This window comes from Ralstonia sp. 25C (genome assembly GCF_051904805.1).
Classification (GTDB): domain Bacteria; phylum Pseudomonadota; class Gammaproteobacteria; order Burkholderiales; family Burkholderiaceae; genus Ralstonia.
In genome coordinates, this window is the sequence record NZ_CP196737.1 from 3,151,574 (window position 1) to 3,177,008 (window position 25,435).

21 protein-coding genes are annotated in these 25,435 nt (G+C 64.4%); 14 read left to right on the forward strand and 7 right to left on the reverse strand.

Going from position 1 to position 25,435, the window contains the following annotated elements; translation table 11 throughout:
* Window positions 1–231: 231 nt before the first annotated feature.
* The 3 genes from ACS7SF_RS14785 to ACS7SF_RS14795 all read left to right on the forward strand — a co-directional run bounded on the left by ACS7SF_RS14785 (window position 232) and on the right by ACS7SF_RS14795 (window position 1,537).
* Window positions 232–447, forward strand: coding sequence for a signal peptidase (locus tag ACS7SF_RS14785; RefSeq protein ID WP_439890472.1), 216 nt, complete (start codon window positions 232–234; stop codon window positions 445–447).
* Window positions 448–594: 147 nt separating this feature from the next.
* Window positions 595–1,113, forward strand: coding sequence for a MerR family transcriptional regulator (locus ACS7SF_RS14790; RefSeq protein WP_439890473.1), 519 nt, complete (start codon window positions 595–597; stop codon window positions 1,111–1,113).
* Window positions 1,091–1,537 carry a carboxymuconolactone decarboxylase family protein gene (locus ACS7SF_RS14795; protein ID WP_439892769.1) on the forward strand — a complete coding sequence of 149 codons (447 nt, stop codon included), beginning with the start codon at window positions 1,091–1,093 and terminating at the stop codon, window positions 1,535–1,537. Before ACS7SF_RS14790 ends, ACS7SF_RS14795 begins: the two co-directional genes overlap by 23 nt.
* Here the strand turns inward: ACS7SF_RS14795 and ACS7SF_RS14800 are convergent.
* Window positions 1,468–2,793 (reverse strand): hemolysin family protein, encoded by a 1,326-nt coding sequence (locus ACS7SF_RS14800; protein WP_439892770.1) that lies wholly within the window; start codon window positions 2,791–2,793, stop codon window positions 1,468–1,470. The two genes, ACS7SF_RS14795 and ACS7SF_RS14800, sit on opposite strands and share 70 nt — an antisense overlap.
* A 486-nt stretch (window positions 2,794–3,279) precedes the next feature.
* Here ACS7SF_RS14800 and ACS7SF_RS14805 point away from each other — a divergent pair, with 486 nt between their 5' ends.
* The 9 genes from ACS7SF_RS14805 (at window position 3,280) to ACS7SF_RS14845 (ending at window position 18,786) form a co-directional block, all read left to right on the forward strand.
* The gene (locus ACS7SF_RS14805) at window positions 3,280–6,102 is read left to right on the forward strand and encodes a bifunctional glycoside hydrolase 114/ polysaccharide deacetylase family protein (protein ID WP_439892771.1); all 2,823 of its coding nucleotides are present in this window, start codon (window positions 3,280–3,282) and stop codon (window positions 6,100–6,102) included.
* Entirely contained in the window at window positions 6,089–10,141 is a 4,053-nt protein-coding gene (locus ACS7SF_RS14810; protein WP_439890474.1) for a tetratricopeptide repeat protein, read from the forward strand. Before ACS7SF_RS14805 ends, ACS7SF_RS14810 begins: the two co-directional genes overlap by 14 nt.
* 95 nt (window positions 10,142–10,236) lie before the next feature.
* Window positions 10,237–10,797 (forward strand): penicillin-binding protein activator LpoB, encoded by a 561-nt coding sequence (locus ACS7SF_RS14815; protein ID WP_439892772.1) that lies wholly within the window; start codon window positions 10,237–10,239, stop codon window positions 10,795–10,797.
* Window positions 10,797–12,263: a PelD GGDEF domain-containing protein gene (locus ACS7SF_RS14820; RefSeq protein ID WP_439890475.1), complete on the forward strand. Its 1,467-nt coding sequence runs from the start codon at window positions 10,797–10,799 to the stop codon at window positions 12,261–12,263. Before ACS7SF_RS14815 ends, ACS7SF_RS14820 begins: the two co-directional genes overlap by 1 nt.
* Before the next feature lie 20 nt (window positions 12,264–12,283).
* The gene (locus tag ACS7SF_RS14825) at window positions 12,284–13,270 is read left to right on the forward strand and encodes a tetratricopeptide repeat protein (RefSeq protein WP_439890476.1); all 987 of its coding nucleotides are present in this window, start codon (window positions 12,284–12,286) and stop codon (window positions 13,268–13,270) included.
* Window positions 13,271–13,275: 5 nt separating this feature from the next.
* Complete coding sequence (pelF, locus tag ACS7SF_RS14830; RefSeq protein ID WP_439890477.1) at window positions 13,276–14,901, forward strand: GT4 family glycosyltransferase PelF; 1,626 nt, start codon at window positions 13,276–13,278, stop codon at window positions 14,899–14,901.
* The gene (gene pelG / locus ACS7SF_RS14835; protein ID WP_439890478.1) at window positions 14,901–16,271 is read left to right on the forward strand and encodes an exopolysaccharide Pel transporter PelG; all 1,371 of its coding nucleotides are present in this window, start codon (window positions 14,901–14,903) and stop codon (window positions 16,269–16,271) included. The genes pelF and pelG overlap by 1 nt, the downstream gene beginning before the upstream one ends.
* A gap of 224 nt (window positions 16,272–16,495) precedes the next feature.
* Window positions 16,496–17,764, forward strand: coding sequence for a D-amino acid dehydrogenase (locus ACS7SF_RS14840; RefSeq protein WP_439890479.1), 1,269 nt, complete (start codon window positions 16,496–16,498; stop codon window positions 17,762–17,764).
* Window positions 17,765–17,853: 89 nt separating this feature from the next.
* Window positions 17,854–18,786, forward strand: coding sequence for a glutamate/aspartate ABC transporter substrate-binding protein (locus ACS7SF_RS14845; RefSeq protein ID WP_439890480.1), 933 nt, complete (start codon window positions 17,854–17,856; stop codon window positions 18,784–18,786).
* Window positions 18,787–18,859: 73 nt separating this feature from the next.
* Here ACS7SF_RS14845 and ACS7SF_RS14850 read toward each other — a convergent pair whose 3' ends face one another.
* The 6 genes from ACS7SF_RS14850 to ACS7SF_RS14875 form a co-directional block, all read right to left on the reverse strand.
* Entirely contained in the window at window positions 18,860–19,609 is a 750-nt protein-coding gene (locus ACS7SF_RS14850) for an amino acid ABC transporter ATP-binding protein (protein WP_439890481.1), read from the reverse strand.
* Window positions 19,606–20,298 (reverse strand): amino acid ABC transporter permease, encoded by a 693-nt coding sequence (locus ACS7SF_RS14855; protein WP_439890482.1) that lies wholly within the window; start codon window positions 20,296–20,298, stop codon window positions 19,606–19,608. The genes ACS7SF_RS14850 and ACS7SF_RS14855 overlap by 4 nt, the downstream gene beginning before the upstream one ends.
* Window positions 20,299–20,300: 2 nt before the next feature.
* Window positions 20,301–20,996: an amino acid ABC transporter permease gene (locus tag ACS7SF_RS14860; protein ID WP_439890483.1), complete on the reverse strand. Its 696-nt coding sequence runs from the start codon at window positions 20,994–20,996 to the stop codon at window positions 20,301–20,303.
* A 56-nt stretch (window positions 20,997–21,052) separates the two neighbouring features.
* Entirely contained in the window at window positions 21,053–21,898 is an 846-nt protein-coding gene (locus ACS7SF_RS14865) for an ABC transporter substrate-binding protein (RefSeq protein WP_439890484.1), read from the reverse strand.
* Window positions 21,899–22,241: 343 nt separating this feature from the next.
* Window positions 22,242–22,829 carry a hypothetical protein gene (locus tag ACS7SF_RS14870; RefSeq protein ID WP_439890485.1) on the reverse strand — a complete coding sequence of 196 codons (588 nt, stop codon included), beginning with the start codon at window positions 22,827–22,829 and terminating at the stop codon, window positions 22,242–22,244.
* A gap of 98 nt (window positions 22,830–22,927) precedes the next feature.
* Window positions 22,928–23,719: an IclR family transcriptional regulator gene (locus tag ACS7SF_RS14875; RefSeq protein ID WP_439890486.1), complete on the reverse strand. Its 792-nt coding sequence runs from the start codon at window positions 23,717–23,719 to the stop codon at window positions 22,928–22,930.
* A gap of 334 nt (window positions 23,720–24,053) precedes the next feature.
* Between ACS7SF_RS14875 and ACS7SF_RS14880 the strand changes: the two genes are divergently transcribed.
* A complete protein-coding gene (locus ACS7SF_RS14880) occupies window positions 24,054–24,743 on the forward strand; it encodes a 3-oxoacid CoA-transferase subunit A (protein ID WP_439890487.1) in 690 nt (229 codons plus the stop codon).
* Window positions 24,740–25,414 (forward strand): CoA transferase subunit B, encoded by a 675-nt coding sequence (locus ACS7SF_RS14885; RefSeq protein WP_439890488.1) that lies wholly within the window; start codon window positions 24,740–24,742, stop codon window positions 25,412–25,414. The genes ACS7SF_RS14880 and ACS7SF_RS14885 overlap by 4 nt, the downstream gene beginning before the upstream one ends.
* Window positions 25,415–25,435: the final 21 nt, after the last annotated feature.

Genomic DNA, 25,435 nt, shown 5'->3' on the forward strand with positions numbered 1-25,435 from the left:
GCCCGTGCACCGCTGTTTGTAAGCGTTCTGCTGACGATGTAAGCGCGCGTAACAATGGGCTGGGGTTGCGGCACGTCAAGGTGCCGGCCCACCGCACGCGTATCGTGAGGACGAGATTGGACAACGGCAGGGGCCTGAACCAGACTGCTTGGTGATGGGCGGTTCATGCCGATGCGGTGCCCGCGCATGACGCCATCCCGTCTCTTCTCTTCATAAGGTAAGGACAACACGATGAACAAGCTCTTGGCCACCCTCGTGGCTGCACTTTTTAGCGCCGGCGCGTTCGCGCAAGCTTCTGCGCCGGCTGCACCGGCCGCCGCCGCAGCGCCCGCGCCAGCTGCCTCGGCTCCGGCCGCTGGCGAGAAAGCGCCGCATAGCAAGAAGAAAAAGAAGCACGACCACCGCCCCAAGCTGCAAGACAAGAGCGCATACGGCGTAGGCAACTGAACTGATTACTAGGCAGTCCGCCAATTTTTCTGCACACCACTGCGCCGGCTCCTCACAAGGGGGCCGGCGTTTTGTTTTTGCCAGGGTGGAAAGAATCGCGCTAAAGTCGCTTGACTTAGAGTGCGCTCTAACTTCTAAGCTCCGTTCATGACCACCTTCCTGACCATCGCCCAAGTTGCAGAGGCCACCGGCCTGTCAACGCATACGCTGCGCTATTACGAGCGCATCGGCCTGCTCGACACCGTGCAGCGGCGCGACAACGGCCATCGCGTCTTCCGTGCTGAAGACATGACGTGGCTTGCCTTCCTGCTGCGCCTGCGCGACACCGGCATGCCGATCGCACAGATGCAGGAGTACGCCGCGCTGCGGCGGCAGGGCGACAGTCTGGAGAGTGTGTCGGCGCGCCAACGCATACTGGAATTGCATGCGGCGGCGCTGGAAGCGGAGTTGCGCGCGCGGGCCGAAACGCTGGCTACGCTGCGCGTCAAGCTTGTCGTCTACGACGGCATCCGGGCACAGATCGAAGCCGCGGAAAACGCGCGGGGCTCTGCTTCCTCAACTCGCAAATCAAAACGCCAACCGAACGAGGATGCTCATGACGCTGATCACACAAGCCGCACCGCAAGCCGCAAGCCACGCCAACCTGCAAAACGACCTGAACAGTGACCGTTATGTACGGGGGTGGCAAAAGCTGAAGGAAGTCGATGATGTGGCGGGCGAGCGCGTGGTCGAGGCGCTGGCCGACATCTCGCCCGACCTCGGCCGCTACGTCGTCGAATTCGGTTTTGGCGATGTGTACAGCCGCCCTGGCTTGACGCTGCGCGAGCGCGAAATCGCCACCATTGCCGCGCTCACCGCGCTGGGCAACGCAGCGCCGCAGTTGAAGGTGCACATCGCGGCCGGGCTCAACGTGGGCCTTACGCGCAACGAGATTACCGAGACGATCCTGCAGATGGCGCTATATGCAGGCTTTCCGGCGGCGCTCAACGGCATGTTTGCCGCCAAGGAAGTGTTTGCCGCTCACGATGCCGAGGGCGACGAGGTCGATGCGCCGGCCGGCGGGTCGATGCGCCGCGACACCAGCAACTGATCGATGCGGTGGTTGTCGATGTCGAGCACTTCAATACGCAGGGGCCCGATGTCGACGCTTTCGCTCTTCTTGGGAATGCGCTTGAGTGCGTAGATGACCAGCCCGGCAATGGTTTCGACGTGGTGCTCGCCGGGCAGGTCGTCCAGGTCGAACGCGCGCTTGACGTCGCCCAGCGGCGTGACGCCGTCGATCAGGCAAGAGCCGTCGTCACGGCGCACGATCTGCTCGTCTTCGCCCAGGTAGAGGATGTCGCCCATGACGGCGCCGACGATGTCGTCCAACGTGACCACGCCCACCACCAGCCCGTATTCGTTGACGACTGCGCCAAAGCTCTCATGCATCTCGCGAAAGCGCGCCAGCGCCTGCGACAGGTTGAGCGTGTCGGGCAGCACCAGCAGGTTCTTGTCGTAGTGCTTACCCAGGTTCCGGATCACAGCGGATGACTCTTCAGACAGGATCTGCTGCAGGATGTCCTTGGAGGCGATGAAGCCGAGTACCGAATCGATGTCTTCGCGGCAGACGAGGTATTCGGCATGCGGCTGCGCGATGATCTTCTTCTTGATTGATTCCAGCGGCTCGTCAATGGTGAAGTAGACCACTTCATCGCGCACGGTCATCACCGAGGTGATGGTGCGGGATTCCAGCTCGAACACGTTTTCGATGACAGCCAGTTCGTGCTTGCGCAGCACACCGGCTTCCGCGCCGGCGCCCACCATGGCGGTGATGTCTTCGGTGGTGATCTGCTCCACACGGTGCGTCGGTACGCCGAAGAGCTTCAGGAACATGTCTGCCGCCCCGTTGAATAGCCACACCACGGGCCGCAGTACGCGCAGGCAGGTCTGCATCGGGCCGATGACGGCCAAGGCGCTGCGCTCAGGGTAGAGCACAGCCAGGCGCTTGGGCAGCAGATCGGCAAACAGGATGAACAACCCCGTCACGATGACGAAGCCGGCGATGCTGCCGATGCGCTCGGCGCGGGCGGCGGGCAGCCACTCGCCCAGCCAGGCGGCCAAGGGTCCTGAGATCTGGCTGTCCCCGATGATGCCGGCCAGGATGGCCACCGCATTCACGCCGATCTGCACGATGGTGAAGAAGTTGCCCGGCATGTCCTTGAGCTGCAGCACGCGCAGGGCACGAGCGTCGCCGTCGTCCGCCAACGTTTGAAGGCGCGTCCGGCGCGAGGCGGTCAGCGCGATCTCGGAGGCGGAAAAGAAGGCGCTGATCAGGACGAGCGCGAGGAGGATCAGGGCGGACATGATGGCGGTGTGGTGCGTGCCGTTGCGCTGCGGCAACTGCCGCGCCGCGTGGAAAGTGGCTTCGGATGATCATGGTGCAGCGCCGATCGCTTTGTCAAACCACCGTGTGCGGAAGTGATCTCAAACAATTGTTTAAGCCCTACCGTGGGGGGAGGGAACCGAAAAGTGGTTTGCCGTGTACCCGTGCCATGGGCGATACTTGCGGCTTCGGACAGACTGCCCCGATCGCCTTGCGGGGCCTGCGTTTGCAGGTTGGCGATTGAGAGAAAATGCAGCTGTTCCGGTCTAGCGCAGGTTCATGCGCCCATCTTCAGCGCCGACGCAGAGCGGCCTTATCGTGCACCGAGTTGCACAGCGGAGTGGCAGTTCATGTGGGTTCTCAGCCGTTTACAGCGGCGCACCGGGGGGAAACGGGGGAATACGGCAGAGGCGGTCGGACCGCTTGTGACGCGACTGGCGGCGCTTTTTGCAGCGGCCATCGTGTCGATGCCTTGTATGACGCTTGCCCAGCAAGCGCCTGCCACCACCGGCTCCGGTGCGTCTGAAGTTGCATCTTTGGGCTCGGCCAGCGCGCCGAATATTGCCTGGTACTACGGCGACAAACCGCCCGTGGGCCCGTTGCGCGCGTTCGATGCCGTGGTGGTGGAACCCGACCACGATTTCAATCCCGCCCAATTCAAGACGCCCAACACGCAGTGGCTCGCCTATGTGAGCGTAGGCGAGGTCACGCCCGAGCGCCGCTGGTACAAGGCGCTGCCCAAGGCGTGGCTCTCCGGCAGCAACGAGGCCTGGGCCTCGCGCGTGGTGGACCAGGCCCAACCCGAGTGGCCGGCGTTCTATGTCGACCATGTCATCAAGCCGCTGTGGGATCGGGGCTACCGGGGCTTCTTCCTCGATACGCTCGATTCGTACCAGCTCATCGCCAAGAATGACGCGGCGCGCGCGGCGCAGGAAGCGGGCATGGTGCGCGTGATCCGGGCGATCAAGGCGCGCTACCCGGACGCCAAGCTGGTCTTCAATCGCGGCTTCGAGATCCTGCCGCAGGTGCATGACCTGGCGTATGCGGTGGCGTTTGAATCGCTGTATCGCGGCTGGGACCAGGGCGCCAAGCAATACAAGGTGGTGAGCGACGCCGACCGCGACTGGCTGATGGGCCAGGCGCGCAAGATCCGCGATGAATACCACCTGCCCGTGATCGCCATCGACTATTGCCCGCCGGCCGACCGCGCCTGCGCACGCGACACGGCCAAGCGCATCAAGGCACAAGGGTTGATTCCGTACGTGACCGACCCGGCGCTGTCGACCATTGGCGTGGGCCGCATCGAGGTGCTGCCACGCAAGGTGCTGATCCTGCAGGAGCGCGACCTGCGCTACGCCATCGAGACCAGCGAAGGCGTGCGCTTCGTGGCCATGCCGCTGAACTTTCTCGGCTACGACGTGGAGTACGCCGATATCAACAAGCCGCTGCCTGCCGACGTGCCGCCCGATCGCTATGCCGGCGTGGTGGTGTGGGTCAACTCGGGCTCGGTCAGCCACGTGGCGGCGCTCACATCGTGGGTGAGGCAGCGCATGCACGACGGCGTGCGCATCGCCTTCATGAACCAATTCGGGCTGCCGGCGGATGCCAGCATGGCCAACCTGCTCAAGCTCAAGTTTGTGCAAGGGCGTGTCACGGCGCCGCTGGAAGTCGTCTCGCAAGACAGGATCATGGGTTTCGAGATGGCCCCCCGGCCAGATCGCTATGAAGTCCAGCCGGTCCAGGTCGGCGCGAATGGGCAATCGCTGCTGCGCTTGAAGTCGGGCAACTTCCAGTTCGACGCCGCCGCCATCACCGATTGGGGCGGCTACGTGCTGAATCCATATGCGGTGTTTGCGATGGACAAGATCGACCAGGCGCGCTGGGTGGTGCAGCCAATGGAGTTTCTGCGCCGCGCGCTGGCACTGCCCGACATGCCCATTCCCGACTTGACCAGCGAGAATGGCCGCCGCCTGATGCTCGTGCACGTGGATGGCGACGGTTTTGCCTCGCGTGCGGAATTCCCCGGCCCCGAATATTCGGGCGAGGTGCTGCAGCAAGAGGTGTGGGAGAAGTACCGCATTCCGACCACGCTGTCCGTGGTGGAAGGTGAGGTGGGGGCGGCCGGGCTGTATCCGAAGCTGACGCCGCGGCTCGAGGGCATTGCCCGCAAGATGTTTGCGCTGCCCTACGTCGAGCTTGGCACGCATACGTACTCGCACCCCTTTGACTGGAGCCGCACGGTGCAGAGCGCCGCGACCGGTCCGGGCAAGGACGCAGGCGGCGGGGACACCGCTTTCGCGCTGACCATTCCCGGCTACAAGTTCAATCTGGACCGTGAGATTGCCGGCTCCATCCACTACATCGACGAGCGCCTGGCGCCGCCCGGCAAGCGCGTGAAGATCCTGCAATGGTCGGGTGACTGCCAGCCGCCTGAGGTGGCTGTCCGCATGGCATGGCAGGCCGGCGTCGTCAACATGAACGGCGGCGATACCACCATCACGCGCAGCTCGCCGTCGTGGACAAGCATCGCTTCCATCGGCATCGACAAAGGGCCGGGCGCTTACCAGGTGTTTGCGCCCAATCAGAACGAAAACGTCTATACCAATGACTGGACGGGGCCGTATTACGGCTTCGAGCGCCTGATTGAAACGCTGCAGATGACCGATACGCCGTATCGCTTCAAGCCGATCAACATCTACTACCACATGTATTCGGGCACCAAGCTTGCGTCGCTCAAGGCCTTGAAGAAGGTCTACGACTACGCGCTGTCGCAGCCGGTGATGCCGATCTATTCCACCGAATACGTGTCCAAAGTGCTCGACTTCCGCGACATGGCCGTCGCCCGCGATGTCGACGATCAGAACGCGTGGACCGTGCGTGGCAACGGCGACTTGCGCGAACTGCGCTGGATGGCGTCCGGCACGCCGCGCTTGACCGATGCGCAAGGCGTGGTCGGTTTCGACAAGGCAGCCGGCGGCATCTACATTCACCTAAACGACGGTGCGGCACGCTTTGGCATCACGCCCGCGCCAGAGGCCGCCAAGCCGGCCTATATTGCCGAAGCTGCGGCGTTTGTGCGCAGCTTTGCGCGTAGCGGCAATGGCATGTCGTTCGAGGCGGGCGGGTATCACAAGCCATTTGTGCGCTTGGCCAATGCGGGGGCTTGCCGTGTGCAGGTCAACGGCAGCCCGGCACGCACCGCCCGCGCGCAAGACAACAGCGTGCGCGTCGACCTGAACGGCGCCGCCGCCCAAACCGTGACCTACCAACGTATCGATGTGGTCTGCTGACCTGACCCCGCGCGAACGGCTGCTGTCGCCCTGGTTGATCGGCACGCTTGGCGCGCTGGTCGGGCTGGCGCTCGCCCTGATGTTTCCGCGCGAGCGTCTGGAAGCGCGCCTGCTCGAGGGCGGCAAGGTCGACGCGCTGTCGGTGGCGTATCTGGAAGCCTGGCTGCGTGTGCGCCCGAATGACGGCGAGTTCCTGAGCGTGCTGGCGGCCCAGTACGTGCGCACCGGTCGGCTGGAAGAAGCGGAAGCCATGGTTGCCCGCATGCGCGCGTTGAAGGATGCGTCGCTGGAGCGCGAGGCGCTGCTGCTCGACATCGCCATCCGCGAACAGCGCGCCTATGCGCTGCAGCCGAATGACCCGAAACGCGTGGCGCTGCTGAGCGACCTGCGCGGCCTGCTGAAGCAGGCGCTGGGGTTCAAGTGGACGGTGGCCGAGCTGGAGATTCTGGCCACCAAGGCCCGCGGGTTGGACCTGGGCCCGATCGCCGTGCAGTTCTACCAGCGCCTGGCCAAGCAGGACGTGGCCCACGCCACTCACTGGCAGGCCCGCACGGCGGAAATCGCGCTTGGCGTGGGCGAATACCGCGCCGCCGCAGCGGCCAACTTTGCCGCCCAGGCGGCGGCCACATCGCTCGATGAGCAGCGCCGCTACTTCATTGGTGGGCTGCAGGCGCTGCAAGGCGGCAACCTGTTCGATGAGGCCATGACCGAGGCCCAGCGCCGTGTCGGCCCGCTGATCGACGACACCGAAACGCTGCGCTTTCTCACGCGCTTGGCCATGGCGTGCAACCGGCCCGACCTGGCGGACCAGTACGCGCGCCGCCTGTTGCATCTGACGTGGCGTCAGGCGGGCGAGGGCGTCGCCCTGGCCAGCGGCACGGCGCGCCACGATTGGGCGTTTGCCGGCCGGCCGGAGCCGCTGCCGTCCCCCGCCGACGCGATGTTCATGGACGGCCCCGAAGGGCTCGCCCGCCGCCAGCGCCACGCCGCGCGCATCCGCCACGTCGCCGACAAAGGCACCGACGGCAGTGGAGCCGGCGGCGCGCAGCCCAGCCCGCGCGGCATGGCGCCGTTCAATGCAGACGATTACGACCTCGCCTATCGCGTCTTTATGGGCAGCGGCAACTTGAACGACGCCCTGCGTGTGGCTGAGGCCGCCGTGCGCCAACGCCCCGATCTGAAGATCTGGACCGAGCGCGCCGCCCAGGTGGCCGAATGGAACCATCAGCCGATGGCGGCGCTGAACTATTGGCTGGCCTACGCGCAATCCACCGGCGACGACGCGGCCTGGCAGAACGTGCTGCGCCTGGCTCCCGCGCTGAACGAAGACCACGCCTATCTGGCTGGCTTGCGTTACCAGGCCAGCCGCCAGCCCGGCGACATGAAGCTGCTCGACCAGGTCATCGCGGCGTATGAGCGGCTGGGCGAGCCAGTGGAAGGGCTTGCCTATCTGAACAGCATCGCGCGCGGGCCGCACCGTCAGGCGATTCTTGAGCGCTACGCCATCCTGGCCGAGCGCGCCGGCAAGGACGACCAGGCTTACGACACCTACGTGCGCCTGCAGAAGGAATTCGGCCCCAACCCGCGCTATGCGCTCAAGCTGGCCAACATGCTGTATGTGCGCGGCCAGTTCGAGCAGGCGCTGACCGCCATGCAGGTGGCCGGCAAGGTCGCCTCGCCGACGGACGATCTGTACTGGCGCACCTTCGCGCAGCTGGCACGGCTGAACCAGCGTGATGACCTGTCGCGCGAGGCGTATCGGCAGTTGCTGATCGGTGGCAACGCGGAACCCGACGACCTGGCATCGATGATCGAGTTCTACGATGCCAGCCCGATCGATGCCGGCCGTCTGGCTGAACTCGCCTTCCGCAAGGACGGCACGATGGTCCGCCTGCAGCAGGCGCTCTCTTACTACACGCGTGCACGCGCGTTCCGTCGTATCGAAGGGCTGCTCGCGTCGCTCACGCCGGAGCAGCGCCGCGCGGCGGAGCAATCCCCAGGCGTGCTGGGTGCCCGCGCCGAGTACTACCGCCAGAGCGGCCAATGGGCTGCCGCCATGGGCGACCTGCGCCGCGCCGTTTCGCTGCCCGATGCCAGCAGCGACGTGAAGGCTGCCTACCTGTGGGGCCTGCTCGACTCCGGCAAGCATGACGACCTCAAGCGCGCCCTGACGCTGTGGCGCGGCGAGGCCGAGAACGACTCCGTCTACTGGGGCGCCTATGCCGCCGCAGGTTTGCAGTTGTCCGATGTCAACCTTGCATTGCGCTTCCTGGGTCGCCAGGGTAAGTCGATGCAGAACGATCCGCTGTGGTTGCTCGCCTATGCCGACGCACGCGAGATGGCCGGCCAGGCCGATGCCGCCTGGCGCCTGCGCCGCGAAGCCTGGTGGCTGCTCTGGCGCGCCGACGGTCAGAACGCAAAGGGCGGGAAGGACGAGAAGGGCGGGAAGAACGAGACGGCCGCCGCCAACAACCGCCGCGCGGGTACCCGCGTGACGATTGGCGATGACGATGCCGTGCCTATGGACGATGACGCTCGCACCGAATTGCGCGCCCGGCGCGTGTCGCTGGCGCAAACCTTTGGATCGGGCGACCTGGCCCAGCGCCTGCTGATCGAGCTGTTGCGCGACGACCGCCGCGCCACGAAGCAGGCGCGCGAAGGCGGCCGCGCTTCCGTGGCGGCCTCAGAACTCGGCGACCTCGACGTCCTACCCCCTGAGCCGCCGGAAACGCCCGCCAATCATCGGGAACAAGCGCGCAAGCAAGCACGCGTGAGCGACCAGCTCGTTTCCGCCGTCGCCAAGGAGGCCGCGCTCGGCTGGGCCCTGTCGCGCGAAGCAAACGACCTGGCGCGCGCATGGCTGCTGCAGCAGTACACGCGGCGCATGACGCGCCCGGCCTACGCCGAAATCTCCATCGCCCTGGCTGAGCGCGATCTGCAAACGCTCAACCGCTTGCTGGACGACACCGCAGACCGCCTCCCACTCTACAACCGCATCGACGCCAACACGGTGACGGACCGGCTGGGCGAGGCGCAACGCCTGTCGTTCGAAGGGTTGACCACCGCGCCCGATGACGAACAGCTTCATGAGCGCGTGCGAGAGACGTTGCTGACCAATGCGCAGGCGCTGGAGCCGCGCGAAACGTGGTTCAAGCAGGCGCCGCTCACGTACTTCGAGAGCAGCGCCGCCGCCGGCATCCGCATCACCGATCACACCAGCATGCTGGTGCGCGCCACCCAGCGTAACCAACGCTCGATCGACGACACGCAACTCACCGGCGTGCCCGCCCAAGACCGCAGCGTCGATTGGATCTCGCAATACCAGACGCAGAACACGCAATGGAAGGGCACGGTCGGCTGGCGCCAAGGGCTGGCGTCGTTCACGGCATTTAGGCTCGATGGTCTGCTGGGCCAAACGGGACCGCTGGGAACCGAAGTCTCGGTTGGCCGCAACCAGCCTGCCAATGAAACGCCGCAACTGCGCGTGGGCGGGATGAAGGATCTGGTGTCGATTGGCGGCAACTGGCGCCTGACGCAGCGTGAGTACGTTCGCGCCCGGGTGGAGGGTGATCGCTTCTATGGGCAGGATCGCTCGTTCCTGGGCAGCGGTATGGTGTTTGATGGCGAGATCGGCCACCGCTTCCGCGTGGAATATCCGGACTACACGATCCGCGTGGTGGGCACTTACGCCCGCTACAACGCGTCGGGCAGCCCGAGCGCCTTGCTTGGCCGCTTGGTGCCGGGCGACGCGGCGCCGAACATCAACCAGTTCATGCCGGGCTCGTTTGCGCAGTTCGGGGTGCTGTTCGGGTTTGGTATGGATTATCTGGATCGCTATACGCGGGCGTGGCGTCCGTTCATGGATGTCGGCCTGCTGCACGACAATCGCGAAGGGATGGGCACGCAGGTTCAGTTGGGTGTGGCCGGCAGCGTGTTCGGCAACGACCATCTGGCACTGTATCTTGAGCACGCTTCCATCACGCGCGCCGGCACGTCGCCGATGACCGAGATCGGCCTGCGCTACCGCTGGCTTTACTGACATCGCTGAGGCAGAACAAGAGCAGGACAAGAACACCGCACGGGGTAAGGAAACACGATATGAAGCACACAACAAAAGAAGCTACGGAGAACGCGATGGCACCCTCGCTCAACACGATGAAGGCTGGTCGGCGTCGCTGGCTGGCGGCTGCCGCCGGTATCGGCATGGCGCTGGCCCTGTCTGCCTGCGCGGTGGTGGACAGCGGCCGTGCGCCGGCCACCAGCGCATCGGATGCGTGGGTGGTGCTGCCCATCGTCAACTACACCGAAACGCCGCAGGCTGGCCTGCGCGCAGAGGCCATCGCGGCGAGCATCCTCAAGGCGCGCGGTTTTACCAACCTCAAGCAATATCCGGCCAGCCTGAATGGCGAGTCGCTGTTCGAGCCGGCCGAGCGTGAAGCCGTGGCCCGCGCACTCGACTGGGCGCGCGGCGAGAAGGCGCGCTACGCCCTGACCGGTGCAGTCGAGGAATGGCGCTACAAGGTCGGCGTGGATGGTGAACCCGCCGTCGGCATCACGCTGCAGGTGATCGACGTGCAGAGCGGCAATGTGATCTGGAGTGCCACCGGCAGCCGCACGGGCTGGAGCCGCGATGCTGTGTCGGCCGTGGCGCAGAAGCTGCTGCGCCAGTTGCTGTCGCCCCTGGGTCGGGATTGATGAAGGCCAACGCTGCACAGCCTGAGCGCTCGGCGGGGGCCCAGGCGGTCGATTCGCGCAGCCAGGATCGACGCACTGAGCGTCGGCGCAATGCGCAGGGCATTGGCGCGTCGACTTGGTATGGGCGTCTGCTGGCGCCGGCCCTATCGGCAGGCCAGAGCCCGACGGCCGTGCTGGAAACGCTGGGCGCGACGGTAGTGGCCATCGGCATTCTCTGGCTGTTTTCGCCCGCCAATCCATTGCTGCTGGGCTATGGGTTTCCGTGGGTCTGGCTGGTGCCGCTCATTCTGGCGTTGCGCTACGGCACGCTGCTGGGCGCATTGGCCGCGCTGGTGGTGCTGGGCGCGTGGTGGTTGTTCTACGGCCAGGCCGCGGGGGGATTCCCGCGCATGTACTTCCTGGGTGGCCTGATGTTTGTGCTGGTGGGCGGGCAGTTTGGCGACATCTGGGGTGCGCGGCTATCCCGCGCGCGCACCGTCAACGGCTATCTGAACGACCGGCTGGCAGCACTGACCAAAAACCACTTTCTGCTGCGTCTGTCGCACGAGCGTCTGGAAAACGACCTGCTGGCCAAGCCGACCACGCTGCGCGACACGCTCACGCAACTGCGCAACATTGCGCTGGCCGCGCGCGAGCACGGGTCCGGTGACAACCAACCCGACGTGGCGCAACTGCCCGGCGCTGTGCAGTTCCTGCAATGGGCGGCGCAGGCCTGCCAACTGGAAGTGGCCGCCATGGTGCGTGTCACAGGTAACCACGTCGACACCGAGCCGGTGGCCCACGTGGGCGCGCCGTTCGAGATCGTTGCCGATGACCCGTTGATCCGCCATTGCATTGATACCCACACGCTTGGCCACCCGCAGGCGCCGGAGTTGCGCCATGAAGATGGCTCGCGCTACGTGGCGTGCGCGCCGGTGCTGTCGGGGGCGGATGAACTGATCGGCATCGTGGTCGTGCAGCAGATGCCGTTCCTCTCGCTGTCGTACGAGAACCTGCAGTTCCTGCTGGTGCTGCTCGGCTACTACGCCGACGGCGTGCGTCACCTCACCGTCAGCTCCGAGATTCTCGACCTCGTGCCCGACGCGCCGTACGAATTTGCGCTCGACCTCGGCCGCCTGGCGCGTTTGCACCGCGATACGGGCATCGATTCCTCGGTGGTGGCGCTCATCTTCAATCAAGATGAAGCCAGCGATGCGCTGTTCGAGAGTGTGGTGCGCAGCCGCCGTGCGCTGGACGTGGTCTGGCAGGCGCGTGGCAAGGCACGCCGTGCCATCGTCACGTTGATGCCGCTGTCGGGTGCGGGTGCCGTGTCGGCCTATCTGGTGCGCATTGAAGACAGCTTGCGCGCGCAGTTTGGCGTGGACTTCGAGCAGGCGCACATCAGCATGCAGACGCTGCACGTGACCGGCGAGCACCCGGGCGAGGCGCTGGTGCGCTTCCTGGCGCGCTGCCATCTGGACGGCTGACGGCGGAGGCACACGGGACCATGTTCAAGCTCACGCTCGGCGGACTCTCGGCGCAGATTGCGGCGGTGGTGATGGTGCTGCATGCCGGCAACAGCCTGGCGCTGCTGCTGTCGTGCCTGCTGCTGCAGGGCACTGCAGCAGCGCTGATCGGCCTGGCCGCGTGGCGCTTGTTGCCGCGCCGTTACCGCGTGCCGTTTGTCTGGACGTATGGCTACCTGGCCGCGCTGTGCTTTTTCGTGCCGGTGGCGGGTGGGCTGCTGGTGCTGGGCGGTCTGCTGCTCTCCAAGCTGTTCCCCAAGCCCGAAGACGACAAAGACATCGCCGACGTGGGCTTGCCGGTGTTCGTGGCGCATTTGATTTCGCGCGTGACGCACGGTGGCGGGGCACGGCTGCGCGCGCAGCTCAGCAATGAGCGTGCGCCGGTGCAAAGCCGCATGACCGCGCTAGTGGCCATGCAATCCATGCCCACGCGCACCGCCAGCCCCGTGCTGCGCGACTTGCTGGCCGACCCGGTGGACGACATCCGACTGCTGGCCTACGGCATGCTCGACAACGCTGAGAAGGTGTTGATGCAGAAGATCCTGGCCGAACTCCCGCGCCTGGAAGAGGCCGCCACGCCCGAGGCCCGCTACGACATCAACAAGCGCCTGGCTGACCTGTACTGGGAACTGATCTACCAGAACCTCGTGCAGGGCGACGTGTACCGCTATACCGCCGAACAAGTCGAGCGCTACGCCAGCGCTGCGCTGGACATCCAACCCGATAACGCTGCGCTGTGGTACATGCGCGGCCGGCTGGCGCTGTCACGCCGCGAGCCCGACGTGGCCGAGGCGCACCTGCGCGAGGCGGAGCGATTCGGCTTTCCACGTGACCGCCTGCTGCCGCCCTTGGCCGAAGCCTGCTTCCTGCGCCACGACTATGCCGGCGCGCGCGCGGCGCTGGCGCAGTTTTCCAGCCGATCGCCGTTGCCGCTGCTGCGCCCGCTGCTGCGCTACTGGACATCCTAAGTGTCATGAGCGACCACTTTCCACGCGCTGAATCCGCCGACGTCGCGCTGCTGCTCGAAGGGACGTTCCCTTACGTGAGCGGCGGGGTGTCGAGCTGGGTCAACCAGATGATCCGGGCGTTTCCGGATATCCGCTTTGCCATCGTCTTCATCGGCAGCCGCCGTGAGGATTACGGCAAGCCTGTTTACGCCTTGCCCGACAACGTGGTGCACCTGGAGTGCCACTACCTGTACGACTTTCCGCCGCCCCCGCTGGTGCAGGCCAGTGGCGGGGATGCCGCCGCCTTCGAGCGTTCGCACAAGCTGCACGAAGCACTGCGCAACCCGGCTCACAAGGAAGACACCGCCGACCTCATCCGTGCGTCGATTGCCGACCTGCGCGACGGTGGGCCGCTGGCCGAGGAGCAGTTCCTCTACAGCCATCGCGCGTGGAACATGATGACGGACTACTACCGGCGCTACTGCACCGACCCGTCGTTCACGGACTACTTCTGGACCGTGCGCATCATGCACAAGCCGCTGTGGCAGCTCGTGCGCATTGCTGAAAACCTGATCCCGGTAAAGGTGTTCCACACCATTTCGACCGGCTACGCGGGCTTTCTGGGCGCGCTGCTGCGCTACAAGCGCGGGCGGCCGCTGCTGGTGTCGGAGCACGGCATCTACACCAAGGAACGCAAGATCGACTTGTTCCAGAGCCAGTGGATCCGTGACAACCGCAGCATCTTCGAGAAGGACATCGCGCAGATCAGCTACTTCCGCGATCTGTGGGTGCGCTTTTTTGAAACCATCGGCCGCGTTTGCTATGACGCCGCCGAAGACATCATCGCGCTGTACGAGGGCAACCGGCGGCGTCAGGTGATCGACGGCGCGCCGGAAGCGAAGACCCGCAACATCCCCAACGGCATCAACCTGCCGCGCCTGGCTGCGCTGCGCGACAAGCGCCCGGCCAGCGTGCCGCGCGTGATGTGCCTGATCGGCCGCGTCGTGCCGATCAAGGACGTGAAGACCTTCATCCGCGCCATGCTGACCATCACGCGCGAGATGCCCGACGCCGAAGGCTGGATCGCCGGCCCAGAAGACGAAGACCCGGAATACGCGCAGGAATGCCACAGCCTGGCCGAAAGCCTGGGCCTGGGTGACCGCATCAAGTTCCTCGGTTTCCAGAAGATCGACGACATCCTGCCGAAGGTGGGCGTGCTGGTGCTGAGTTCCATCAGCGAGGCGCTGCCGCTGGTGGTGCTGGAGGGGTTTGCGGCAGGTGTGCCGTCGGTCACCACCGATGTGGGTTCGTGCCGGCAACTCCTGTTCGGCCTGGATGGCGATGACGCCGCGTTGGGCTCAGCCGGTGCTGTGGTCCGCATAGCCGACCCGGCGGCGCTGGCCGCTGAAGTACTCACGCTGCTACGGGATGAGTCGCGCTGGCACGAAGCCCAGTCCGCCGGCATCGCCCGCGTGGAGCGCTACTACACGCAAGAGATGATGGTCGGCAGCTACCGCGAGCTGTACACGCGTTTGCAGAACATGCCCGACCTGAGTACCGAGCACGGCGCCAAGACTGCCGCTGCAGCCTGCCCGCACCATGCGCACCAAAGTCAGCAAAATCTGCCGAATCAGCAAAAGGGAGCCCGCTGATGGCCGGCATTGGTTTTGAACTGCGCAAGATGCTCAAGCGCGACAGCCTGCTCGGGCTGCTGCGCGCCTACACCTATGCCGGCATCATCAGCTCGGGGCCGTGGATTCTGTCCATCGTCGGGATTCTGCTGATCGGTATCCTGAGCCTGCCCTTCGTGATTCCGGGCTCGCTCATCACGCAGTTCCAGGTGTCTGTCACCTACTTGATTGCCATCAGCCTGATCCTGACGGGGCCGCTGCAACTCGCTTTCACCCGCTTTACGTCGGACCGCCTGTTCGAGAAGCGCGACGACCTTGTCCTGCCGAACTACCACGCGGTGTCGTTTGTGATGACGCTGATTGCAGGTGGGCTGGGGCTCCTCCTTGTGCTGTTTGCGTTCCCGCAGCAGTCGGCCATCTACCGTGTGCTGATGCTGGCGGGCTTCGTGGTCATGGCCAACATCTGGATCGCCGTGATCTTTCTGTCGGGCATGAAGCAGTACAAGGCCATCGTCTGGCTGTTCCTGATCGGCTACACGCTCACGGTGCTGCTGGCGCTGCTGTTCAATCGCGAGGGGTTGGAAGGGCTGCTGCTGGGCTTCGTGCTGGGTCAGCTGTGTTTGCTGATCGGCATGGCGGGGCTCATCTACCGCAACTTCAGCGGACGGCGCTTCCTTTCGTTCGAGGTGTTCGACAAGCGGTTTGCCTATCCATCGCTCATGATGATCGGGCTGCTGTACAACCTCGGCATCTGGCTCGACAAGTTCATGTTCTGGTATGCGCCGGGTACAGGGCAGCAGGTGGTTGGTCCGCTGAACGCATCGGTCATCTATGACATTCCCGTGTTTCTGGCCTATCTCGGCATCATCCCCGGCATGGCGGTGTTCCTGGTGCGTATCGAGACGGATTTCGTCGAGTACTACGACGCCTTCTACGATGCCGTGCGGGGCGGGGCGTCGCTCGAGCACATCGAAGACATGCGCAACACGATGGTGCAGACCATCCGCGCGGGCCTGTACGAAATCGTGAAGATCCAGGCCATGGCGGCGCTGGTGCTGTTTGCTGTCGGCGGCTCGGTGCTGCGGGTGTTGCAGATTTCGGAGCTCTACCTGCCGCTGCTGTACGTGGACACCATTGCTGCGAGCTTGCAGGTGGTGTTCCTGGGCGTGGTGAATATCTTCTTCTACCTCGACCGGCGGCGCGTGGTGCTGGCGCTCACCGCGGCGTTTGTCGTGCTGAACGGTGTGCTGACGTGGATCACCCTACAGCTTGGGCCGGCTTGGTATGGGTATGGGTTTGCCGTGTCTCTGCTGCTCGTTGTGATGGCGAGCCTTGTGATTCTGGATCGGAAGTTGGATCGGTTGGAGTACGAGACGTTTATGTTGCAGTGATGAAGGGGGGGGGGCTGTTGGGCCTTGGTTTTTTGCGCTGGTGGTGCATCCCTTGTTTCAGCCCCGGCAGGGGGTGAAACAGGGGATGTACCACCAGGGCCAAAACCAACAAGCAAGCCACAACCCATAGCCCCACAACATCCCCCCCAACAACTCCGCATTTGCGCAACCGCCTCCCGCATCCGTAAGCTGCCATCCATTCACTTCAACGTGGCAGCGTATTCATGCAAATCGCAGTAGTCGGCGCCGGCATCATCGGCATCAGCACGGCCCACGCGCTGGCGCAGGAAGGCCACCAGGTCACCCTGGTCGAACGCCATCCGGGCCCGGGCGAGGGCACCAGCTACGCCAACGGCGGCCAGTTGAGCTACAGCTATGTGGCGCCGCTGGCTGGCCCTGGCGTGCTCTCGCATGTGCCGGGCTGGTTGCTGCGCCGCGATTCGCCGCTGCGCCTGAAGCCCTCGCTGGACCCGGCTCTGCTGCGTTGGGGGTTGCGCTTTATCGCGGCGTGCAACCGAGAGCGCGCCGACCGCACCACGCGTGAACTGCTAGCACTGTCGTTCTACAGCCGCACGCGCATGGAAGCGCTGCGCGAGGCATCGCCGGACTTGGCGTTCAGCTTTGCCCGACGCGGCAAGCTCGTGGTGCACCGCGATGCCACAGCATTTGAATCGGCTCGCGCCCAGGTCGGCTACCAAGCCACGCTCGGTTGCGAACAACATGCGCTGTCGGCGGATGAAGCCATCGCCCATGAGCCCGCGCTGGCCGGCGTGCGCGATCGGATCGTCGGCGCCATCTATACCCCCGACGAAGACGTGGCCGATTGCCACCAGCTCTGCATCGGCCTATTCAACCGGCTGCGCGAGATGTCGAATGTGACACTGCGCTTCAACACCGGTGTCGATGCGCTGTGGACGCAGGGCCGCCGCGTGCGCGGCCTCAAACTGGCCGATGGCGAACAGCTTGCCGCCGACGCGGTGGTGATGGCCGCAGGCGTGACGAGCGCCAAGCTGCTCAGCCCGCTCGGCATTGATGTCGGCCTGTATCCGCTCAAGGGTTACAGCATCAGCCTGCCGCTGGGCGAGGGCGATGCCGCACCGGTGATCAGCGTGACGGATGCCGCGCGCAAGATTGTTTATGCCCGGATTGGGCGCACGTTGCGTGTGGCCGGCATGGCCGATCTGGTGGGCTGGTCGATGGCACTCGATACGCGCCGCGTGCAGACGTTGTATGACGAAACCCGCGCGCTGTTTCCGGGCGCGATGCGTGCCGCCGATGCGGGAGCCGATGCAGCACCGTGGGCCGGTATGCGCCCTGCAACGCCCACGGGCGTGCCGGTGGTGGGCGCGTCGCCGGTGGCAGGGTTGTGGTTGAACGTCGGCCATGGCGCGCTGGGTTTCACCTTGGCACTTGGCAGTGCGGGCCTGTTGGCCGATCAGATTGCCGGTCGCAAGCCCGCGATTTCTCCAGTGCCGTATGCACTGGCGGCGTGACACAAGACAGATTCAAAAGACCGAGCGCGCAGCCCGCGCCCATTGGTAACCAACGTAGTCCGGAGCGAACATCCCATAGGAGGGGAAGCATGAAGACGCTGCACTCGATCAACTCGACCAAACGTACTCTGTGTTGCCTGACGCTGGCCGCTGCCGGCGCGCTGGCAGCCCTGTCGACCGGCGCGCAGGCGCAGTCCAACGACACGCTGGCCAAGATCAAGCAATCGGGCGTGATCTCGGTGGGCTATCGCGAATCGTCGATCCCGTTTTCGTACCAGGCGGACGCGAACACCATCACCGGCTACTCGCAAGAGATCTCCAACCTGATCGTCGCCGGCGTGGAGAAGGCGGTGGGCAAGAAGCTGCAAGTCAAACTCACGCCGATCACATCGCAGAACCGCATCCCGCTGCTCCAGAACGGTTCTATCGATTTTGAATGCGGCTCGACCACCAACAACCTAGAGCGCCAAAAGCAGGTCGCGTTCTCGAACAACATCTTCATCTACGGCATGCTGATGCTGGTGAAGAAGGATTCGGGCATCAAGGATTTCCCCGACCTGAAGGGCAAGACCGTGGTGACCACTGCCGGTACCACCGAAGATCGCATCCTGCAGAAGATGAACGGTGAAGCCAAGGAAGGCGACAAGATGAACCTGATTCTCGCCAAGGATCATGGGCAGGCGTTTCTGACGCTGGAATCGGGCCGCGCCGTAGCGTTTGTGATGGACGAGCCGCTGCTGTACGGCGAGCGCACCAAGGCCAAGAATCAGGCCGACTGGGTGGTGGCCGGTACGCCGCTGCAGACCGAAACCTACGCGTGCATGATGCGCAAGGACGATCCGGCCTTCAAAAAAGTGGCCGACGACGTGATTGCTGATTTGATGAAGTCGGGCAAGGCGAACGAGCTGTACAAGAAGTGGTTCCTGTCGCCGATTCCGCCGAAGGGTCTGAACCTGAACTACCCAATGACGGCGGGTATGAAGGACCTGTACGCGCACCCGAACGACAAGGCGATTCAGTAAGCTCGGCTGTCGCGCAACAAAGCAAACGGGGGACACATCGTCCCCCGTTTTTTATTGAGCAACCGCATCGAACTCAGGTCGGCATGCTCCACGGTGAGCGAATATCCGCCAGGAAGCGCTGCGCGCGCGGGTGCTGCGGACGCTGGAAAAAGTCTTCCGGTGTGGCGCGCTCCAGCACCTGACCTTGGTCCATGAAGAGCACGCGGTCGGCCACTTCGCGCGCGAAGCCCATTTCGTGCGTCACGCAAACCATGGTCATGCCATCGCGCGCGAGATTCTTCATCACCTGCAGCACCTCGTTCACCATCTCGGGGTCGAGCGCGGAGGTGGGTTCGTCAAACAGCATCACCGGCGGCTTCATCGCTAGCGCGCGGGCAATCGCCACACGCTGCTGTTGGCCGCCCGACAGCTCGCTCGGGTAGGCGTCGGCCTTGTGTGGCAGGCCTACGCGTTCGAGCAGGCTCATCGAAAAGTCCTTCGCCTCCTGCGGCAGCATGCGCTTGAGCCGCACCGGCGCCAGCGTGCAGTTCTGCATCACCGTCAGGTGCGGAAACAGGTTGAACTGCTGGAACACGAAGCCGATGCCACTGCGCAGTTCGTTCACGTCCACGCCGTGCGCGTGCACATCGTGCCCGTTGACGGTGATGCGGCCTTTCTGAATCGCTTCGAGCCGGTTGAGCGTGCGGATGAGCGTGGACTTGCCTGAGCCCGATGGCCCGCACACCACCACCACTTCGCCCTTGGCAACGGTTTCATTGACGTCGACCAGCGCGTGGTAATCGCCATACCACTTGTCGACGTGTTCGATCGTGATCATGTTCATGGTTTGGATGGAGCGCGTGCTGCGAGCCGCCGCTCCAGATAGAACGCAACGCGCGTCAAGCTGAAACACATGACGAAGTAGCTGATGCCCAACAGGCCATACACCTCGGCCGATTTGACCATCACGGCCGTGCTGATCTGTCCGGCCACGAACGACACCTCAGGCAGGCTGATGATGTAGCCCAGCGAGGTCTCCTTGATGGTCGACACCAACTGGTTGACTAGCGACGGCAGCATGTTGCGCAGTGCCTGCGGCAGGATCACCAGCCGCATCGCCTGCATGTACGACAGGCCGAGCGAGCGGGCTGTCTCCATCTGCCCGCGCGGCAAGCCCTGGATGCCGGCGCGCACGATCTCAGCCAAGTAGGCGCCGTCAAAGATGACCAGCGCGGTCAGCATGGTGCTGAATTGATCGGTGCGATGGCCAGTCAGGGTGGGCAGCAGAAAGTACGCCCAGAAGATCACCATCAGCAGCGGCGTGCCGCGCACCACGTAGACCAGCGCCGTGGCCGGCCAGCGCAGCACGGCAATCGGGCTGACGCGGCACAGGCCGAGGAGGATGCCCACCGGCAATGCCAGCACCAAGCCGGCCGATGCCAGCAGGAACGTCAGCGCCAGACCGCCCAGCGGCCCATTCGGGTACTGGCCGATCAGGTAATAGATGCCGTAGGTTTGAATGAGGTCGAGCATGGCTACAGCGTCCGCACAGGGTAGCGATGCTGATACCAGGCCGAGAACACCGTGATCGCAATCGAAATGGTCAGATAGGCGGCGGTGGCAAACGCAAATGCCTCAAAGCCGCGGAAGGTGGCGCTCTCCACCTGCTGCGCCTGGTACATCAGCTCCGCCACGCCGATGACCATGGCGATGCTCGAGTTCTTCCACAGGTTCAACGTTTGGCTGACCAGCGGCGGGACCGTCACGCGTAGCGATTGCGGCAGGATCACCAGCCGCATCGCTTGCAGGAAAGACAGCCCCAGCGCGCGGCTGGCCTCAAGCTGTTCCTTCGGGATCGAGCGGATGCCGCTGCGGATGTCCTCCGCCATGTAGGCGGCGGTGTAGAGCACGAGCGCGATGACGGCACTCGCGGCCTCGTAGTTCATGCTGTAGAGCCAGTCGCGGATGAACTCCGGCAGGATCTGCGGCGCGCCGAAATACCAGAACAGCATGTGGGCGAGCAGCGGCACGTTGCGGATGGCCTCGACGAAGGTCTGGCCGATGCCGCGCAACGGCGCAGCCGGCGCGAGGCGCAGCAGCGCAACGACGATGGCCAGCGGCAACGCCAGCACGAAGGCCAGCACCGAGAGCTTGATCGACAGGAGAAAACCGCTGACAAGCCACTGGTGATACTGCCCCGAGAGCAGGATCGACAAATCAAATTGGGGCATGGGGATTCACCGCCCGGACGCTGGTACTGACCCGGTCCGGGCGGCCCGACTTGTTGTTAATCGATCTTGTCGGTCGAGATCTTGAAGGTGCGCTCCGGGAAGGCCATCTTGGTCTTCGGGCCGAACCACTTGTCGAACAGCTTCTGCGCTTCACCGCTCTTTTCCATGCCGAGCAGCACGTCGTCGACCTGCTTCTTGAAGGCCGGTTCACCCTTGCGGATGCCCAGTGCGAGGTGCTCGGTTGACAGGTTCTGCGGCAGCAGGGCGTAGTTCTTGGCTTCCGGCCCCATCTTGGCCATGTTGCCGATCAGCGTGGTTTCGTCGTTCACGTAGGCGACGCCCTTGCCTTGCTGCAGGGCCAGCAGCGCCTGCGGGCTGTTGTCGAAGGAGACGACATCGGCGTTCTTGATGGCCTTGGCGATGTTGGCTTCCATGGTCGAACCCTTCACCGTCAGCAGCTTCTTGCCATCAAGCTGGGCGAGCGACGTGATGCCGCTGCTCTTCTTCACCATGGCTTTCTGGCCGGTGATGAAGGTCGACACCGAGAAGTCGATCTGCGCTTCGCGCTCCTTGTTGTGCGTGAGCGAGGCGGCCAGCAGGTCGACGCGGCCCTGCTGCAGTTCGGGCAGACGTGCTGCCACGGCCAGCTGCTTGAGCACCGGCTTCACGCCCAGGCTCTTGGCCACGGCGTCGCACATGTCGACGTCATAGCCGACGATCTCGCGGCTCATCGGGTCCTTCAGGAAGCTGAACGGCTCGTCGGTGCCGAGGACGCCGCAGACGAGTTCGCCTTTCTTCTTGATGTCGGCAACTTGGTCGGCATGGGCGGTGGTGGCGATCAGGGTGGCAGCGGCCAGGACGGCAGCGCCGGCACATTGCGTCAGACGTCGGGTTGTTTTCATCGAGTTTTCCTCCTTGACGACTTGGGTGAATGACAGCGTGTGAAGTCAGATCGACCGCGAGCATACAGGCGCACCGCCCGTTTGGCTGCTCGCTAACCGGATAACCATATGAAGGCGGTGGAAGAGCAGAGCGCCCCACTATAGCCCATGCCAGGCTGGCACCGGCTTGGCTGGGCGGGCGGAGTCGAGCGGGTCGCGCGAGGTTGGGTTTGCACAGGGTGGTGCGTAGACAAGGTAGCGCGGCAGGGTGGTGGAGCACTGGGGTTGTCTGCCATTAATGACATGGCAGTCCCAGCCGCTCCATCAGGAGATTCCCGGGGCGCTCCGGGCTGAGCCGGGCGTTTTACAGCGTGCCGCAGATGGTTTCGTTGATGGGCACATCGCCGACCGTCTCGTGATCATTGCCCCGATAGCGATAGACCAGGCCCAGGCCCAGGCGCGTCAGGATGCGCACGTCGCCGTTATTGCAGATGTTCTTCTGCAGGATCGGCACGAAGTTCAGCCGGAATCCCTGCGATGCCGCCGAATGCGCCGCGTAGTTCGTCAGCGTGATGACGAACATGAGGTTCTTCTTCTGCGCCAGCGTGCATTGCACCAGGGCCGTTTCCCGGTCGAGCGGAACGGGGGTGTAGCGGTTGATTTCGGCGCAGGCCTGGGTGAGGGCGCGGTCGGTATTGCGTGCCGGCCCGGTGAGGGCGGGTACGCCGGCCGCTGCGGTACTGCGGCCTGTTGCGGCACCTACCAGCATGCGTGCCAATGGGGTCATGCCCTGCAGCGCAGTCGCTGCGGCAGCCGGAAGCGATTGCGCCCAGGCGGGGCAGGCCAACAGGGGCAGGGCACACGCCAGGATGCGCGCAGCGACTGCTTGCCGGTGCTGGCGACCTTTCACATCCAAACCGGTGCGAATGGCGGTGTGTTGAGTCACAGACATCCTCTTTGCCCACGGAGCCACAATTTTATTGAAAAAACGGCCGGGATGCGAGGCGCGCAGCACACCTGAACGTTCGTGCTTTCACCCAGATCAACCGCTCAGGTCCGCACGCGCACCATTGCCGAGATGCGCTCCGCCGCCTGCTGCAACGGCCCGAGGAACTGCTTCGTCATCTGCTTGGCGGAGGTTCGGTTGGCCTGCCCGCTGATATTCATGGCGGCGATGATGTCGCCCGCACGGTTGCGGATCGGCGCGGACAACGAGATCAGCCCCTCCTCCAATTCCTGGTCGACCAGCGCCCAGCCCTGTTGGCGCACGCCCGCAATCACGTCCTTCAGCGCCTCGACCTCGGTAATGGTGCGCTGCGTGCGGGGGCGGCGATCCGACTCCCGCAGCACCACGTCGAGCTGGTCTTCGGGCAGGCCCGACAGCAGCATGCGGCCCATCGATGTGCAGAACGCCGGCAGGCGACTGCCGACCGACAGGTTCAGCGCGATGATCTTCTGCGTGGGCACGCGCAGCACGTAGACGATTTCTGTGCCATCCAACACTGAGGCGGAGCAACTTTCATGCACCGTTTGCACGAGCTCTTCCATGACCGGCTCGGCGAGGTTCCAGAACGGCATGGAGGTCAGGTAGGCGAAACCCAGGTCGAGAATCTTGGGGGTGAGGCGGAACAGGCGGCCCTCGAAGCTGACATAGCCCAGGCTGACCAGTGTGAGCAGGATACGGCGAGCGCCGGCGCGCGTGAGGCCGGTCGCTTCGGCCACTTCGGACAGCGTCTGCTCAGGGCGCTCCGCGTTGAACGCACGGATAACGGACAGCCCCCGCGCAAAGGACTGGACGTAGGAATCGCTGGGTTTTTCAGTGGGCAGTTCGGCAGCAGACATGCAAAAGAGGCGAAAGCGATGCAGTGGACTCAAGCCTACTGGCATTCCCTACATTTCGCTACTCGAACGGGAGATCGCCATGCGCACGCCTTGACACTGCCGGAGGTGGGGCGTAAATTAGTTCTTGGATCGAACGTGTGTTCGTGTATAGAACATATCGCGAACAAAAACACGGAAAGGAAAGCATAGGCGGACTGCAAAGACCTGTGTCGATCCAGTCGTCAAACAGGAGACTCGCAGGCCGTCTTTCGCGGCTGGGCTCGCTTGCGGCCCCGCGATGCTCCGAGCGGCGCCAAGCCATCAAGGCCCCCGCGCCCCCAGCCGGAGAAAGTACGTGATCAACAAGATCTGTCCGTCCGTGGAGGCCGCACTGGCCGACATTCCCGACGGTGCCACCATCATGATTGGCGGGTTCGGTACCGCCGGTATGCCGTCTGAGCTCATCGACGGGCTCATCGCGCACGGCGCACGCGAACTCACCATCATCAACAACAACGCCGGCAACGGCGAGACCGGTCTTGCCGCGCTGCTCAAGGCGCGCCGCGTGCGCAAGATCGTGTGCTCGTTCCCGCGCCAGGCGGATTCGTATGTGTTCGACGCGCTCTATCGCGCGGGCGATATCGAGTTGGAACTCGTGCCGCAAGGCAACCTGGCCGAGCGCATCCGCGCCGCAGGTGCCGGCATTGGCGGGTTTTTCTGCCCGACCGCCTACGGCACGCAATTGGCCGAAGGCAAGGAAACGCGCATCATCGACGGCAAACCGTATGTGTTCGAATTGCCGCTGACGGCCGACTACGCCCTCATCAAGGCCCTGCGCGCAGACCGCTGGGGCAACCTCGTCTACCGCAAGACCGCACGCAACTTCGGCCCGGTGATGGCCATGGCAGCCAAGTGCACCATTGCGCAAGTCAGCGAGACGGTGGAGTTGGGCGAGCTGGACCCCGAGCACATCGTCACCCCCGGCATTTTCGTCAAGCGCGTCGTGCAGCTTGCCAGCGCTACACCCGCTAAGGAGGCCGCATGAGCGCCGAAGCTACCACCAAGATTCAGCGTTGGACGCGCGATCAGATCGCCACGCGCGTGGCGCGCGACATCCCCGATGGTTCGATCGTCAACCTGGGGATTGGCCTGCCGACGCTGGTGGCCAACCAGTTGCCTGCGGATCGCGAGATCATCCTGCATACGGAAAACGGCCTGCTCGGCATGGGCCCCGCGCCTGCGGCCGGCGAGGAAGACGAAGATCTCATCAACGCCGGCAAGCAGCCCGTCACCATCAAGCCGGGTGCGTCGTTCTTCCATCATGCCGATTCGTTTGCCATGATGCGGGGCGGCCATCTCGACTATTGCGTGCTCGGTGCCTTCCAGGTGTCGGCCACGGGCGACCTGGCCAACTGGCACACTGGCGCACCGGACGCGATTCCTGCCGTGGGCGGGGCGATGGACCTGGCCATTGGCGCCAAGCGGGTCTTCGTCATGATGGAGCACCAGACCAAGCAGGGCGACAGCAAGATCGTGCAGTCGTGCACGTATCCGCTGACGGGCATCGGCTGTGTCGATACCATCTACACCGATCTCGCCGTGATCGACATCACGCCCGAAGGGCTGGTAGTGCGCGAGATGGCCGAGGGCCTGGATTTCGAGTCGCTGCAGACGCTGACGGCTGCGCCGCTGCAGGTGCGTAACCCCCGCGCATAACGATTGTTGGAGACAGACACA